Here is a 19,510-nt window from a genome sequence, read left to right on the forward strand (position 1 = left end):
GATATTCTATCAAGGTGTTGAGGTTGGGGTTCATAGACTTGATCTTTTTGTTGAAGATGAGATTGTGGTAGAGATTAAAACTGTTGAGGAGATAAGTGGGAAGTATTATAATCAGGTTAGATCATACATTAGAGCAGTGGATAAAGAAATAGGGTTACTGGTAAATTTCGCAGACTCCAGGATTGATGTCCGAAGGGTGGAGCAAGAAAAAGTTTGAGCCATTTCTCCAATTCTCCTTTTTCCCCATTTCTCCTTGTTTACACTTCTAATGTATAGCCCTGAACGGTTACGGAATTTTTGACCATTTCCATGTAAATTTTAAACAGGATGAGAAAATAATAGAATTTGAATGGAGTGAAGAATGAATCTCTATCAAATTCAGTAGATGGATCTTATGGATGATTCAGATTTTTACAAAATTAAATGAGTGAATAAATTAATCTTTCGATAAATTTGTTTAATTCGGTTACTAAAAAATTTTTATTTAAGGAGGATTTTTAAAATGAAAGGAAGATGTAAAAAGGTAATTGGTTTTTTGAGCATGGTATTTACACTTGTACAATTTAGCTTAAATTACTCTGCTGCGGCAGAATACTCGCAATGGGCAAAGTATAAGTATTCTGCACCAGGTGCTGTACTTAAAATGGACAAAGGTGATATAGATGGTGATGGGGTAGAAGAGACTATTGCTATTAGTGCTGAAGGTGATGAGAAAAAATCACCACCACCACCACCACCACCACCTCCTCCTGCAATGCCTCCTAAAGGTCCTGTTCCTCTTGGTACACTTAATGTTACAGTAACACCTAATCCATTCGATGCTAATGAACATACTTATGTAACCTTCAGTAACTTACCTACTAAAACATTAATTATGGTTTATAATGAATTTGATAAGATGGTATGGAATAAATGGACATGGAATACTTCTATTTATAATTGGGATGTTAGAGATGGGGATGGAAATAAATTGCCTTCAGGAAATTACAACTGGATAGTAATTGACCTTAAAAATCCTGCAGATAAGGCAGAAGGAATATTAACTGTACAAAATGTGGAAGATACAAAAGGTACCCTGATTATTCGCTTACTAAAATTTAATAATCCAGAAATCGGTCAACTTATGGATGAACTCAGGATTCATGTTGATGGTATTCCCTTACTTACGAATTTAAAAGTAGAAGATGTGGATAATGACGGCAAAGATGAGATTATCTTTTCTATCATTTTAGAAAAGCAAATCATTGAGGCAGCAGAATATTGGACAAAGCAGTATGAAGAAATGCATGGCTATGTATATGTCTATGGTTGGGATGGAAATAAACTCGTAAATGAATATAAAAGCCCGGATTTGCTTAAGGATGCAATCATGTTTGGTTTAACTATCGGTGATACGGATGGTGATGGGAAAAAGGAAATTTTGATAGGGATAACTAAAGTCAATAAACAAAATTCAGATGCTACCTCAAACAGAATTGATTTACTTGAACAATATTTAGATCATGAAGAATATTTTGCCGCGGCCAATTTACTACATTCTGGTCTTTTGATAGGGCCGTTATTAGATGCAAGTATGGTAAAGATAGAATGTAATGGTAATACTAATTTTGATAATCCCTCTTTTCATCCTGCAGGTCCTGGTCTTCTTTATCGCCTTACAGCCGGTGACCTTGATTCTGATGGTACTGATACGGTAGTCGCAGATGTAACTGACCTAAATTATGGTAATATGAATAAATTTATCGAGGATTTAGGCTGGGCAATAGCTAAAGCATATCTGGCTAAATCTCCAAAGACAAATAAAAGAGCACCAGGTCCTACAAGTGAAGAAGAGAATTGTTCTCTTTTTGATACATTTACTCCTGTTATGGGAAAGATTATTGAAACTAAAGAGGTTAAAAGTATCTTCCCAGATTCTGAATCAGCTAAACTGGTAATTAGTATATTTAGTAAGGCACTATTTGGTGAAAAGCAAATATCTAAGGCTAAAAGGGCTCCATCTCGCGCACCTACTTATTATACTTGGTCTCCCTGGCATCCATGGTATGGGGATGGAGTATCAGAGGAATTAATAAGCTGGAAAGAAAAATTACTTATACCAGAAGGGACTAAAATTCCTGATGCACCTGAGTCACTCATAGATGCCAGGATTAGATTGCTTAATTGGACTGGGGCAAATTACACTATTAAGGATTCTGAACGAGTAGGTATATTTACTACAAATACTAAGGTTACCTCAGATGGAAAGATTGTAGTCAAGGCAGTAATTAGTAACTCTCCTCATGCAAATAATCTTGGCAATGCAATTATCTCTAATTTAGTTGAGGTTGAAGAGATATGGAGAGAAAGATGGGTTGACCCGTATAGTGGTGAGAAAAGGGTTGATGATGAGGATTATATTGCTCTAAAGAATATACCACAACTTACTGGAGTATTTTGGCTTGGTAAACTACATAAATTTGATGCTAATTTAAACAAAGTAGGCACGAGTCAATCATTTGAAGGGCCATTTAATTCTACACTTGTCTTACAAGACCTTGATAATGATGGGTCGGAAGAGGTAATCATTGGCATTGGAAAATTTGATTATACAAAGGTAAATACTATCATTGCACATTTAAATACTCAATGGCACCTTTTAAAGCAATTTGTCCAGGCTAATAAAGGTGATGATTTTATTCCTTTACCTCCAGACCTACCAGAGGACATTTTAACAGGTGGGATGGCAGTCTATAGTGCCACCGGCACATTGATATATTCAGATAATAATTTAGGTGATATGATTTCAGGTATCGACGCCTTAGGTAATGTAAATGGTGATGAAGAAATTGCTATTGGTATAGTAGAGGTAGCTAATCTACAAGTTGTTAATGATTATATTGATGATTGGCAGGCGGCAATATCAGATGTACTTACTAAACGCGCTAATTGGCGAGCGGGCTCATTTACTACCTTTATGAATGACCTGCTGCCTAAGATAGAACAGTACAATAACTGGGCTATTCAATGGCATAATAATGGCTGTCAGAGGGAGTGGTACACACATCCACAATATGGCTATGGCTACTGGCCAATAAATCCAAATTTACCTGGAATAGACTGGCTCTATTTCCCTAACAAGCCAGAGGTAATTAAGCCTGCTGACCCAACTGCTGAAGAGATAAAGAGCATCTTAACTGCTAATATACAGACTTATAAATATGGCAGTAGCCTCACTCCTTCTTACCAAAGTCCTTCTTTAGGGCATGCACTTACATCTCTGATAGCTCAAAATGTAGATAGTACTGCTACAACATATTTAGCAACAAAAGAATTTATTGCCGCAGGGGTAGATGCCACTTATTTTATAGAAGATATTATGGCTAATGTAAAGGATGAGCGAGTGCCAGAAACGACTATCCATGTATTCAAATCTCCTGCTCCATCCGGTACAGGGACACTTACTGGTAAGGTAGTCAATGCCATTGGCGATCCTATTGCAGGGGCGTTAGTGGAGATATTTAAAGATACTCAATCTATAGGAAGTAGTACAACTCTAACAGGTGGGACATACACCATTGTTGCAAACTTTCCATCTACAGGAACATATACAGTTAAGGCATCTTACAATCAGTATTTTACCACAAAAACCACTACCCTCTGGCCACAGCAAATCAATTACCTTAACTTTAAGATTATAGATTATACGCAGTGGATTAAGATAAATGGGACGACTACGGCGACTATTACTGGAGTTCTTGATGCAAGTTTTACTCTTACATGTAATTCCTATTCACCTGGTGGTAAGGTGATTTTCTATATGTATTTTGATGAAGGTGCACCTGGTGTATTAGATTTGGCTGATTGGGTAGGAAAAATATTCTTTATTGAGGATAATTCTCATGTAGATGAGGATTCTACATCAAAACAGATTCAGATAACAAAAATTATTGAAGGTGTATTTACAGGTCAAGTTATTTTTCAAGCTGTTGATGTGATAAGTGGAGCTTCTGCTTATTGTATTTTGACTCTAACACCAAATGTTTTACCTCAATCAATCTCTGGTACAGTAACTGTAGATGGTAATCCCCAAGCTAATATGATTGTTGGAGCAGAAGGAGGAATGTATGGAAGTTACATCTTTACTGATAGTAATGGTCAATATACACTGTATTTACCTCCAGGGGCATATTGGGTTTGGGCAATAAAGAGAGGTTATCCTGCTGTAGAACAACAGGTATACCTTGCACCTGGTAGCCATACATCAAATGTAAACTTTAATATACTTACTGCAGGTCTAACTACTATTACTGGTCGAGTAACAGATTTAGATGGAAAAGGGATATTTGGAGCATGGGTAGAGGCAGAAAATGATAATGAGGCATTTACTTCCACTAATAAGGATGGCTATTATACCCTCTATGTCAAACCAGGTGAGACATACGAACTTGAAGTAGAAGAAATAATGGGCTATACTGGTAAGGAGGAGAAGAATGTTCTTGCTGGAGCAACTAATGTAGATTTTACATTAACTCCGTGTACTGCTACTATTATGGGCACTATTACAGGTGGTGATGGTGTATTAGGAGTATATGTAGAGGGCTTGAAACAAGATGTCATAGACCCGTGGTGTGAAACTAATCGCTATGGACATTATTGCCTCTATGTTCCTGCAGGTTCTACTGACTGGCTTGTTCATGCACACGCAGAAAGTAGAGGTTCAGCTATGTCCAGAGTTCAAGCTAACGCAGGAGATACAAATGTAAATCTACAACTTCAATACCATAACGGTACTATCTCAGGTACTGTTTATGCACCAGATGGAACAACTACGCTCGGATTTGTAGAAGTAAAGGCTTTATATGACCACTGGATTTCAACAAGAGATGAGGCAGAAACTCTTACTAATCCTGATGGAACTTATAAATTAAGGGTACTTGAAGGCTGTCGGTATGAAGTAAAGGTAGAAAAAGAGGGTTATCAAAGTCCGCCAGCTAAATATGCTACAGCTACTGCTACTGGAGTTAATTTTGTATTCTTATCTAGAGCTACTACTATTATCTATGTTGATGATGACCATCCAAATGCGGATGATAGTAACCCTGGCACAAACCCAAATTATCCAAAACGCACCATTCAAGCAGGGGTGAATAGTTGTGCTATAGGCGGTACAGTATCCGTTGCCTCTGGGACTTATACAGAATCAGTTAGTATTCGCAAAAAGATTGCATTAATTGGAGCAGGAAGTAACTCAACTACAATAGATGTGTTGCCTTTAGGGACAGTAAGTGCTGTTTATTTTGATGATGATGCAGATGGTGCTTTAATCTCTGGGTTTAAGATAAATGGTGCAGCAGGAGGATATCCTGATGGATGTGGAATAAGATTAGGAAGAGGAACTGTAACAATTGTAAGCAATATAATCACGGGAAATCACTCGGGTATCCATTGTGGTAATCACTCAAATGCTAAAATCACAGGCAATACTGTCTCTGGAAACAAGTATGGTATATATAGCTGGCAGTCTTCCCCAGAGATTGTTAGAAATCTGATAAAGGACAACAAGTCTTTTGGAATCTGCTTTCAGTATTCTTCGGTCAATCCTCCAGTGGTTGCTGAGAATGTAATTGTAGGAAATAATGTTGTAGGTGGAGGTAGTATCCAAGGAGACCATTGCTCCCCAATTATTCGGGATAATATAATCTCAGAGAGTCATTTGGACGGTATTCACTGTCTTGCTGATTTCTCTCCAACCATTGTGAATAACATAATCAGAGGAAGCAACAGCAATGGCATTTGCTGCTGGAATGCTTCACCGAATATAACAAACAATACGATTATTGGAAATGTATTTCATGGTATTGAGTGTAACGACAACTCTTCTCCCACTATCCACAACAACATAATTGTGAGCAACGGTACAACAACTACATATTATTATGGTATCTCCAAGTACGGATCAGGCAATCCAGTCATTGACTACAACTGTGTTTGGGATAATGGCTATACTGGTAATCAAAATTATGATAATTGCACACCGGGACCAAATGATATCTCTGCTGACCCACAATTTGCAGGAATAGCTGACTATCATCTTCAGCAAACCTCTCCTTGCATAGACAGGGGTTCAAACACAGCACCAGGTATTCCTGCTACTGATAAAGACGGCAATCTCCGTATAGCCAATGGCATAGTAGATATGGGGGCTTATGAGTATGGTTCAGTACCACCACCGCCACAATACGGCACAATCACTGGTATTATAATCTATACTGGCACAAAATCGGGTACTTTATATTATGCCGCATTTGATAATCCAGAATTCGATGAAAGTCCTGTTACAGAAGGGACCACAAGTGTGAGTGGTACATTTACCTATAATTACAGCTTACAAGTTGGCTCAGGTACTTATTATATGATAGCATTCATAGATACTAAAGGCGATGGACCGCCACCAAGTATTGGCGACCCAATTGGGATATATGGTAATTTATCTGCTGTTTATAGAAATGAAGATTTACAAATAACTGGCACTCCTACCATTGTACATGTAAAGGCAGGTTCTATTACTTCAGGTATAGATTTTGAGCTGAGACATGAAGTCCAACTACCACCGCCACCTGGCACTATTACAGGCACTATCTCTTACACAGGCACTAAGACAGGCACTGCGTGTGTATTCGGTTGTACAGATCCATTCCTTGAAGAAGAAGCACAGGGAACATATACCTTTACTATTAATGGTGCAGGAAGTTATCCATTTACTATTGGTAATCTTGGAAGTAACACCTATTATATTGCCTGTTGGTTTGATGCAGAGCCACCTTATGGTTGGAAGACAGAGCCAAGTCCTGGAGATATTTTAGGTTTGCATGGTGGCACTCTGACGATTATTGATGGGGAACCTAAGGTTACTGGGACACCTACTCCAGTAGTTGTAGAGGCAGGCTCTATTAGCTCTGGTATAGAGTTTTCACTTGATGTAGTTGTACCACCTTTACCAAGATTTCCTATACCTACTGCTATAATCAATGTTGATGGAACTGGGACAGACTGGACACAAGCAAATATACAACCCGCAGGAACTGATACCATGGGTGATAATATTGGCCCTGGAACTTCTACCAAACTTTCAGGCTCAGACCTTAAGGCAGTCTATATTGCTCAGGATAATAAGAATCTATATTTTAGAATGGATGTATATGGTACAGTTAATGCTATGTTTCAAAATCATAATAGTGAGCCTGATAGATGTGGTAGATATAATCTTCGTATTCACACCAATGCAAATGTATACAACAATATTGAAGTAGCAGTGGTTTATATAGACTGGCAAAGTCAGTGGGGAATTCAAGCCTGGGATGGTGATAATGATTGGCAACATATACCTGACTTAGAACAGCAAGGTACAGTAACTACACAAGGTGGAATAATAGAATTAGCTTTACCACTAAATATACTTCATCACCCATCAGAATTTACCATCAAACCAGCAGTTTATTACCATTATAGATATGGTTTTCAAAGAGACCTGGATAGAATTCAAGGATTTATTGCTTATCAGGCCCCTGTCAATGTAGACCTCAAGATAAATGGTACAACCTCTGCTACTACTGTTGCGGGTGGAACATTAACCTTAACCTGTAATTCTTCAATAGGTGGGAGGGTAGAATTCTATGTGTACCATGATAGAGGAACAATTGGTGTTTTGGATGCAGATGATATGCCAATACATGGGACATTCTTTGAGGTAGATAATTCTCATACAGATGAAAATCCCTCTATCGGTCAAATTAAACGCACAACAGTACTTTTCGGTCAAAAGACAGTAGCAGTTGGAGATTTTATTATTCAAGCAATGGATATAACAACAGGGTCGTCTTCCTATGCCAGTATTAAATTTACTGAAACCTCATATTCACAATCAATCTCAGGAGTAGTTAGTTTAAATGGTAATCCAACTGCAGACTTAATTGTCGTTGCAAAAGATGGTTCAGATAAACCAGAAGTAATCGCTTTTACAGATACCAACGGTCAATATACACTTAAGGTGCCTGTTGGTAGTTGGAAAGTAACGGCTCAAAAAATAGGCTATCCTTCTTCTAAAGAAAAGGAGGTATATGTAGGTGTAGGGAGTAGTACTACGCTAAATTTTGATATTTCTACTATTGGTTTAACCACTATCTCAGGTAAGGTTACCTGTGACGGCGAACCTGTAAAAGGGGTAGATATCGAGGCAGAAAATGAAGATGAGGATATGGAAGTATGGGTAGTTACCAATGATGCAGGTACCTACACACTGCATGTTACACCAGATAAAATCTGGACTTTAGAGGCGAGAAAATTAGGCTATAACTCAAGTCCTCAAGAAATCTCTGTCTCCAGCTTCCCGGCATCAAATGTAAACTTTGTATTAACTCAAAATAAAGCAACTGTTATGGGGACGGTTACAGGTAGCGGTGGAATATTCGGAGCAGAAGCATGGGCGCATAAAGATGGATATTCTGAGCAAGAGGCTATAACTAATATTTATGGACATTATATACATTATCTACCTGCTAACTCTGGCAAATGGCATATTGGAGCAAAAAGATTAGATACGGCTCACTCTGTACAAGATGCATATCCAGGAGACAAAAATGTAAATTTAACCCTTAACTGGTATAATGGCACTATCTCTGGTACTGTCTATGCACCAGATGGAACTACTACATTAGGCTTTGTAGAGGTAGAGGCGGAAATGGGTTATTCAGAACTGTGGGATAGAGTTATGACCTTCACTAACCCGGATGGAACATATCGTCTGCCAGTATTAGAAGGTTGTACTTATACCGTCACGGCAAAGAAGGAAGGTTATGAGTCTCCTGCTACAAAGACTATCTTAGCCTCAGATACAAATGTTAATTTTACTATGATTGGTCCTGAGTTGTGGCTTGGTAAATGGGGTGGTGGCCAAAATTATGGCACTACTGCTGAAGAAAGTTATGTCCTGCCAGGAGGAACTATTACCTATCATATTGTGTATGAAAATAAAGGTGGAGATGCACATAATGTAACTATTGTCGATACCTTACCAGCAGGTGTTACTTATCTAACTAATACCAGCAAACTATCATTTAATCAAAATGGCAATGTCCTTACCTGGCAAATAGGTACTATGACTACAGATGAAACTGACCATTTTAAGATTATAGTTAAGGTAATTGGAACCCAAACTACATTTATAAATGTGGCTAAAATTACTACTAGTGATTATGAGGCTGATACTTCAGATAATCAAGCAACATGGACAACTCATATCTTCAGAACGGATTTAGCTATTGATAAATCAGGGCCAAAGGAAAAAATGGTAGGAGAGGAAGTAACCTATCAGATTGAGTTTGAGAATTCCGGAATAGAAGATTGTGGTAGTGTTACTATCCGCGATATTTTACCAGTAGGAATAGCATATGTTTCTAATACAGTTCTTGGTAGCCCAACGATTACCGGTGTAGGAACACATACTGACCCGTACATACTCTCATGGCAAATAGGCACTATCAATGCAGGCAGTAAGACACATTTTAATTTAACCGTAAAGATAGGTACTGATACTACTACTAAATTATTAGCTAATGTAGTAGAGATTTCAGGTACTGAAGATGGTCCACAATGGAATAACCGGGCAACATGGACGACAAAAGTCGGAATACCTGATATGAGTATTAATAAATGGGGTCCGGAGTCTGTAATTAGTGGTTATGAAATTCAATATCAGATTAATTTTGATAATATCGGTGAGGTAACTGCAAGCAATATACAAATAATCGATACTCTACCCGGTAGTGTAACTTATATAAGCAATACTCTATTGGGTATACCAACTATTACGGGTTCTGGTACTGCTGATTCCCCTCAAATATTAACATGGACTGTCCCAAAAGTAACTCCTGACGATTTTGGCTATTTTAATCTAAAAGTCAAAGTAGGATTAGATGCAATAGATACTTTGACCAATGTAGTCAAAATAGTACCTGTGGCAGGAGAAAAGAACCTTACAAATAATCAAGCGACCTGGACTATCACGGTTACCCCGCCTATGTTAGACTTAGCCGTGCATAAAAGCGCTCCAAATGAGATTGGACCTAACGAAACTATGTTTTACCGTATCAGCTACCATAATTATAGTAATGTCACCCTTCACAATATTGAAATCAAGGATACTTTACCAGGCAGTGTAACATATCTAAGCAATACTGACGAATGGAAGGTAGGAACTCCTGCTATTACTGGTAGTGGAACCACAGCATCTCCTCAGGTATTAACCTGGTGTATTAAAGACATCTCACCTTTCTCATCAGACCATTTTTATGTCAATGTGAAGACAGGTGTGGATGTACATGGGGTATTAAGTAATAAAGTTGAAATTACTAAATTGCCTAACGAGGTTAAGCTTTACGATAACGAAGAGAGTGTAAGCACTACAGTCGTACCACCAATTACTGATTTATATATTGATAAGTGGGCACCAGATAGAATAATTCGTGGAGATGAACTTATCTATTTTATAAGTTACGGTAATCGCAGTAGAATTGATGCATACGGAGTAGAGATTATTGATGAATTACCTTCCGGAGTAACATATAGTACTAATACACTTGGTATAGAACCCACGATAGACGGCAAGAAATATAAATGGCATATTGGCACTATCAATAAGTGGTATGGGGGTCATTTTAATATTATTGTTACGACTGGTACCTTTACTCCTGAGAAACTTATAAATACAGTTACAATTACTACACTAACCAGGGAAGAACGACTACATGATAATAAGAGCATAAGAATTACTAATGTAGAAGAGCCATATTTTGACTTAGCTATATCCAAGTACCATTATCCTGGAGAGGCCCTTATTGGCAAGGAGACTTCATATACCATTAACTATCGGAACATTGGAAATATCCCGGTAGGCAGTGTGACCATTAAGGATACATTACCACCAGATGTCCGTTATGTAAGTAATACAGTATTTGGTACTCCAACAATTACTGGTTCAGGGACGGCTCAATCACCTTATGAATTAATTTGGAATATAGGTACTGTAGCACCAACATCATGGTGGGGTAGAAGTTTTGGTTTAACGGTTCTTATAGGAACTAAAACAATCCATGGTGAAAAATTACATAATGTAGTTGAGATAGATACCTTAATTATTGGTACAGATCCAGATATATCTAATAATCGTGCTACATGTACTATTGAAGCAGTAGCCCCTGCGGCAGATTTATCTATTCGTAAATGGACAGTGGGGGGAAATCAATTTGCTCCAGGCGAAGTAGTAACTTATATAGTCAGCTATGCTAATTATGGCAATATCCCTGCCCAAGCAACTATTACTGATACCTATACCCTGGTGGGTACCACCAGTGGAATAACATATGTAGGAGTTGAAGGAATTGGCTCACCAACTTCTACTGAAAACCTACTAACATGGAAATTAGGGACTATAAACCCATCATGGTATCCAAACTATTTCTACTTAAAAATCCGAATTAACGAGGATGCGGAATGGCCTGGAACTCTAACAAATGAGATTAGCATTACTACTGATACTTTTGAAAGTAATGAGGGTAATAACGGTAGTACGATGATCACTAAGGTAGTTAAGCCTGTAGTAGATTTGAGAGTGAATAAATGGGGTAGACCGTATGAGGTACTTCCTGGAGAAAAGGTAGTCTATGATATTGAATTTCAAAACTTAGGTAATACCGATGCTGGTAATGTTGTACTGCGTGATATTCTACCTCCTGGACTTTCCTACTTTAGTGATACCTCTGGGAAAACTCATACTATTACTGGTTCAGGAACAACGCAAAATCCATATATCCTCTCATGGGATTATGGTACGATTACTATGAAAGGATGGAGAGAAAGGGTTATATTCCAATTAACCTCTGAGGTAGGAACTGATACTACTCCTGGTATTATATCCAATGTAGTGGAAATATCTACCTCTGCTACTGAAACTGCCTATTGGAATAATACCAGCACATGTACAAACTATGTGGTAAAACCAGAGGTAGACTTAAAGATTAATAAATATGCACCTAAAGAAGCTATCCCAGGACAGGAAATCACCTACACAATATATTATGCCAATGAAGGTAATATCCCGGCTACTAATACCATTATTACCGATTATTTACCCGACGGTGTAACTTATGTAAGCGATACGAGTAATTTCGATGTTAGTGGAACTAATACTGGAACTATCACCTGGCAAATCGGTACATTATCACCAGGCTGGTATGGGTTTAATGTAACGGTATTGGTGGGAAATGATAGTGCATCTGGTACTATCTTAGCTAATGTAGTAGAGATTAGTAGTGGTAGTCCGGATTACCATTTAAATGACAATCGTGCGACTGCAACAACCAATGTAGTAGTCAAAGAGGCAGATTTGCAAGTTTATAAACATGCATCAGTATATGAGGCACTAACAGGAACTGAGTTTACTTATCATATCAGGTATCGCAATACGGGTAATATCTCAGCTACTAATACTGTTATTACTGACTACCTACCAGGCAGTGTAACTTATGTAAGTGATAATAGTGGGTTTGAGGTTAGTGGAACTAATACCGGAACTATCACATGGCAGGTAGGAACAATCTCACCCGGGTGGTGGGAAGGGTTTAATTTAAGAGTAAAATTAGGTACCCAAACATCAGGCTCTACCACTTTGACTAATGTAGTTGAGATTTCAAGTCCAACAAGTGAAAGAAATCCTGCTAATAATCGTGCTACTATTACTACTCATGTAGTTGAGCCAAAAGTTGATCTTACTATCAATAAGTGGGCTGTAAAAGAGGTTGGTTTAGGGCAAAGGTTAATTTATCATATTACATATAGAAATATGAATCGCGGGGAGGCAGGTAGTGTAACTATCACTGATTATCTACCTGCTGAGGTGAGCTATGTTAATGATACCAGTGATTTTCCATGTACTGTTACTACTGGAAATCAAGTAATATGGCAAGTAGGAAATCTACCTGCATGGAGTAGAAGAGATTTTAAACTTGTAGTGCAAGTAGGTACACAAACTGCTGCATCTTCTACACTAACCAATGTGATAGTGATTAATACCACATCGCATGAAACCGATTATAGTAATAATCAGGCCACTACAACTACTATTGCTGTAATTCCTACACCTGATTTGAGTATACATAAATGGGGGATAGATGAAGTTACCGCAGGACAGCAGATGGAATATAATTTAAGATGTATTAATGAGGGTATTGGCAAAGCGTATGATGTAAAGATCAGGGATATTTTACCAGAAGGTGTAATCTATGTCGGTAATACAGGTGGATTAGAGCCAGCAACTGAGACAGGAAATATAATTGTCTGGAGTATAGGGGAATTATTACCTGATGAATCTAAATTCTTCAAAGTAAGAGCAAATGTAGGTTATGTTCCTGCATCTTATACTTTAGTCAATGTAGCTGAGATTACTACCATAACTGATGAGGACAATCTTACCAATAATCGTTCAACATTTACTATTCATGTAGTTGACCCGAAGGTGGAATTAAGTATCTATAAATTTGGTCCTCGAAATGTACTATCAGGTGGTAATATCGAATATACTATCACTTATAGGAATCATTCAGCGAGTGATGCGATAAATTCCACTATTACCGATACTTTAGCCTCAGCGTTAAGTTATGTAAGTAATACATCAGGTACTGAGCCGACACAAAGTGGCAATCAGTTAATCTTTCCAGTAGGGACTATTCCCGCCTGGTATGCCGGTAGTTTTAAACTTATTGTAACAAATTCTGCTCCTGCATCTACTACATTGACTAATATAATTGAGATTGAGAGCAGTTGGGAAGAAGATAACATGACAAATAACCGTGCAACAATTACTACGCATGTTGAAGAGCCTGAAGTGGACCTCAAGGTACATAAATGGGGTGAGGAGGCAAGACCCGGATTTAAAAAGATTTATCATATTTCCTATTCTAACGAAGGGACAGAAGTGGCAGGGAATATAGCACTAAAAGATACATTACCCAAAGAGGTAGAATATCTATCAAGTAACCCACAAGGTAGTTATGATACCAATTTACATGCAGTTATCTGGGATATTTCAGAGCTTCAAGCACAGAAAAAAGGAAATGCAACAATAGAAGTGCGTGTACCAGTCGGTACCCCATTAGGACTTGACCTGTACAATACAATCGAAATTAGTACTTCAGCTAAAGAAAAAGATTATGCAAATAATAAGTTTATCGAGATAGAAACTGTAGTAGGTTCAATTGACCCGAATGATAAATTAGCCTCACCACAAAGATATATCAAGCCAGGTCAAATTATTGACTATACTATTCGTTGTGAGAATGTAGCTACTGCTACTGCAAATGCTATCCTGATTACGATTATTGACAGGCTTAATCCTGATTATTTTGATTTAAGTTCTATGATTCCAGGAGAGGTAGGTATAGGTGGTGTTGTTTATTCATCTATTGATGAATTTAATAATAGTGGTCGTGGAAGTCTAACATTTACATACGATTCTAATAGTGGGACGATTACCTGGTACTTTGACTTCTGGAATAATGCTAATGGTCTTCCACCTAATGTTACATCCCCTGAAGGTGAAGGATATGTAAAATTTAGTGTTAAAGTAAAGGATAATTTGGCAGGCAGCACGGAGATAAAAAATGACGCAAATATACAATTTGACTATAACCCGTGGATACCTACACCACCAGTTGTACATGTGATAGATTTAGTCCCACCTACATCAACTGTTACTCCATTAGCTCCTACTCAATCTAATGTTGCCTTTGAGGTCAGTTGGGCAGGGACAGATACAACTACTCATGGTACTTCAGGGGCTATTAGCAGCTATGATATTTATGTATCAGATAATGGTGGCTCATTTACCCTATGGCTTAAGGAGACAACTGGTACTTCTGCCACATTCCGAAAGGGAGTACTTAATCATACTTACTCATTCCGTAGTGTAGCAAAGGATATGGCAGGAAATGTTGAAACAAAAGTAGGTTCAGATACCTCAACTACTATTGTTGCTGCACCAATATTTAAGGTTAACCCTGCTACGAAGACGGTCTCTAAAGGAGATACATTTACTATGGATATTGAATTATGCAATGCACCTGGGTTTACTACATTAGAACCACATCTCACATTCAATCCAACGGTATTAGAGGTAAAGGGCATTAGTCAAAGAGATTTTCCTGAAGGAGGTAGTGTGCTTGGCTCTCAATATAATAATACCAACGGAACGATAGATTACGGTGTTGGGTTACTTACAGGCTCAGATTCTGGGACAGGAACGATTATCACTATTACCTTTGAGGCAAAGGCAATAGGAGCAGTTAATATTGCCTTTGATACTGCAAAGACTCTACTTTTATATGAGATTGAATCCATGTTCTTCCAGGCGATAGATGGAGCGATTACTGTGAAAGGGACAGGAACAGGTATGGTAGAAGGATATACTATGTTTGACATTCCTCGAAAAGGGACACATTCAGGCATAGAGGTTATGATTGAAGGAACTAACTGGGGTACGACTACGGATGCAAACGGATATTTCTCCTTCCCAAATGTTGTTCCTGGTATCTATGGAACAATTAGCACTTATGTCCCGGGCGCATCTCCACGAATCTGGAAAGATGTTACGATAATACCAGGAGTAAATACCTTAGGCACATTAACACTACTTAATGCTGATGCTAATGGAGATTTTATAGTCAATGCCTTTGATTTTGGTTATCTGAGAATGGCATATTTCAAGGATTCTCACCATGAGAATTGGTATGATACTGGGACCCATACACGCAATGGCTACATTAATAGCGATTTTAGTGGAGATAGTTATGTAAATGCCTATGACTTTGGTGTCTTGAGAATGAACTATTTCAAGACTGGTTCAGAAACACAAACTAAGGGATTAGAAGTGCCAAATCCAGCAAAAACACCCGCACCATTGAACGGGGCGACAATTCTGAAGATAGTTCCATCGCCAAAGGATGCTAATATTAATGAGGAGTTTACCTTACAGGTTAGATTAGAAGATGTTCCTGACTTTACTTCAGTAGATTTACGGCTTTGTTTCAACCCAACAATTTTAGAAGTAGCTACTGTTACTCAAGGTGGATTTCCTGAAGGTGGTGGTTTGATTAAAGCTGAATTTGATAATGTCGCTGGAAAAATAGATTATGGTGTAGGATTAATTAGTGGTACTGACTCTGGAAGTGGAACAGTAGCAAATATTACCTTCAAGGCTAAAAATAAGAATGGTGGAACTGTTAGCTTTAGTTTAACTGCCCCACGAGAAACAGTAATTCTCAATAATATTACCTCAGTTCCATTTACTCCTATTACTGGCACTGTTACAGTTACAATGGATATTACTTCCATTACCCATGATGCTACTAAACCACTAAAGGCAGGTGAAATACTAACTGTAACGCTTGTTGGTGATGCAAATGGAACGGCCACGTTTGATATTGGCACATTGAGGACTAACTTGCCAATGATGGAAATTCAGCTGGGCACCTACACAGGCACTTATACCGTTCTCTCAGATGATAATGTGACACAAGCAACTATTACCGGCCACCTCCAAATTGCCAGTTCTACTGTTAGCAAAGATGCGGATGTAAAGGTTACATTTGATACGATTAGTCCTGCACTTACCATTACTGCTCCAGGGACAACAGATACAGGGATAATAACTATCAATGTTACTGCCAATGAGACAATCGGTACGCCAACCTTGATAATAAAAGACAGTGCAAATGCTACCATTACTGCTACATTTATTGGCGTTTCAAATGGTACATATTCATATCAAGCAACCATAACTTCAGCTAATGCAGATGGCACGGCTACTATTAAAGCAGAAGGTACTGATCTGGCAGGTAATATTGGTACTGCAACTACGACATTCCAGATAAGTATTCCAAGGAAAGTTGAGATTGTTGATGGAAATGAGCAGAAAGGAACGGTAACTGCTACTCTGGCACCATTTGTAGTTAAAGTAACAGATGACCTTAATAGACCAATAGTGGGACATACTGTCAAATGGGAGATAGTCTCTGCTCCTTCTTTAGCTACTTTATCTTCTACCATAACTACTACCAATCCAGAAGGGAAAGCCAGTACTACATTGACCTTAGGGACTAAGACAGGAACTTACATAGTTACAGCACAAGGGTCAATGAAGGCGACATTTACTGCTACTGCCACACCGGGTACCTTAACTCAAATCAGTATTTATCCAGATTCACCATTCATTACTGTAAATCAAACATTTCCATTTCTTGCTTCAGGTTATGACCAGTACAATAATGAAATCGAAGGATTAATCTACAACTGGGCAAAAGAAGGAGATATTGGGACACTTAACCCTCTTACTGGTACATCTACTATACTTACTGCGACCTCAACTCCAACCATAGGTACTATTTCTGCTGGGACTCAAGGAGTTACTGGTAGTACTAAGGTGTCAATAGTCTATGGTCAACTAACAAGTGTAACCATTACCCCAGCAACTGCAACAGTAGAGATGAAAGGTAGTCAATCTTTTACTGCTCAAGGATTTAATCAGTATGGCTATCCTATCCATGGGGCTACTTACACCTGGACACTTGCTCCAGAAATAGGAAATCTCGATGCAACCACCACTCAAACAGTTGTATTTACAGCTACCAATACAGGTAGCGCTGTCTTGCAAGTAACAGCCCAATTTGGTACACAAACAGTTACTGCCACTGCAAAAATTACGGTAGTTAAAGGCAATGTCCATCATATTAATATTGAGCCTGCTACTGCTACAATTGAGGCAAGGGGGACAAAATCCTTTACTGCTAAGGCATATAATCAGTATAATTATGAGCTAGCTGAAATTACTAACTTTGTATGGCAAATAGTAGAAGGAAGTGGAACTATAAAAGGTAGTCCAGGTCAAACGGTAGTACTTGAAACTAATGATGTTGTAGGAACACTTACATTAACTGCTGCTACAAATACTGTTCCAGGCACGGCTGCTGTGACAGTAATTCATGGTAGTGTAACTTCCGTAAGTATCACTCCAACCACAAGTTCAGTAGAAGTTGCAAGCACTAAATCTTTTACTGCCAGTGCGGTTAACCGATTTGGACATCCGATTCCAGCATCAGAGTTAAGTTACACCTGGCAGTTAATTAGTGATATAGGTGGAAGTATTACACCAACTGCTATCTCTGCTACCACTACTTTCACTGCAGGAAGTAAAACTGGCAGAGTAGATATTACGGCTGAGGCTGAAGGTAAGAGGGGAACAGCTACAGTCGTTGTTAATCCAGGCCAAGTTGAGAAATTAGCCTTTGTCCAACCAACAGAAGGAACTTTAACCACTGGTATGCCAGGGACAATGACTATTCAAACACAAGATAGATTTGGGAATTCAAGCCCTGCAACTGTTACGACAACAATTATTGTCACTGGTGATGACCAATCCAGATTTGCTCCTTCACCTTCAGATGTTGCATGGAGTGCTACTGGTACATTCACTATTGTTGCGGGTACAAGTAGTAAAACATTTTTCTTTAAGCAAAATGGTACAACTACACCAGTAGTTATAACTGCTACCATTACAGGTACAAATATCTTTGCCACTTATTCAGTTACTATTCTTCGATTAGGCAGCAGCAGCTCTGGAACTGTTATAGGAGATGATGGAAAGACAAAGGTGGAAGTTGGAAGTGGTAGTTTAACTGGAGCAGGGTATATTGAGATAGATATAACTCCAGGGACTACAACGGCAATTGAAGAGGCTAATAAGAAAGATGAGCTTAATGTGAGAATAAATCGAGTAGAAGGTACATTACGGAAGTTTACCATGCATAATGGAAGTATCACAACTACAGTGCGTATTGTCATTCCATATCCTGATGCCAATAATGATAATTATGTTGATGGTGTTACACCACTTATGCGCGTGGCGTCTTTAAGAATCTATAAATTAGTAGGAACGAACACAGCGGCAAGATGGCAAGAGATTCCGTCACAGGTAGATACTATCAATAAGGCAGTGTGGGCTGATGTATCAAGTTTCTCATTCCTTATTCTGATGGGATTTGGTTTTGAACCTACTCTTGAAAAAGCATTCGTCTATCCTAATCCGTATTATGCAGATAGACATGATTGCATATACTTTGATAGACTGACTGAAAATTCTGTAATTAGAATCTTTACTATTGCAGGTGAATTGGTGAAAGAAATAAGGGTAGAAAGCTCACCTCAAAAATGGGATGTCCGCAATGAGTCAGGCAATAGAGTTGCCTCTGGTATCTACATCTACCTCATAAAAGACCCCGCTGGGAATAAGAAGGTTGGTAAATTAGGTATCCTGCGGTAATCTGGGGTTATGTTCGTAAGTAAGCGTTCAGGTGGTGTAACAAAAGGAGATGTGGAGATTAAGGAGAGAGGGAAATATTATTAAAAAAATTGAAATTTGTTATTT

Annotated in this window: 2 protein-coding genes; both read left to right on the forward strand. The window is 38.4% G+C overall.

Going from position 1 to position 19,510, the window contains the following annotated elements; translation table 11 throughout:
- A partial coding sequence (locus tag AB1414_02055; protein MEW6606224.1) for a GxxExxY protein occupies positions 1–217 on the forward strand: 217 nt, incomplete at its 5' end.
- A gap of 285 nt (positions 218–502) precedes the next feature.
- A complete protein-coding gene (locus AB1414_02060; GenBank protein ID MEW6606225.1) occupies positions 503–19,405 on the forward strand; it encodes a carboxypeptidase regulatory-like domain-containing protein in 18,903 nt (6,300 codons plus the stop codon).
- The last annotated feature ends 105 nt before the right edge of the window (positions 19,406–19,510 follow it).

It is taken from the genome of bacterium, from assembly GCA_040755795.1.
Taxonomy (GTDB): Bacteria; UBA9089; CG2-30-40-21; order CG2-30-40-21; family SBAY01; genus JBFLXS01.

Coding starts and splice junctions, on each gene's coding strand:
- AB1414_02060 (MEW6606225.1), top strand. CDS start 503: ATGAAAGGAAGATGTAAAAAGGTAATTGGTTTTTTGAGCATGGTATTT.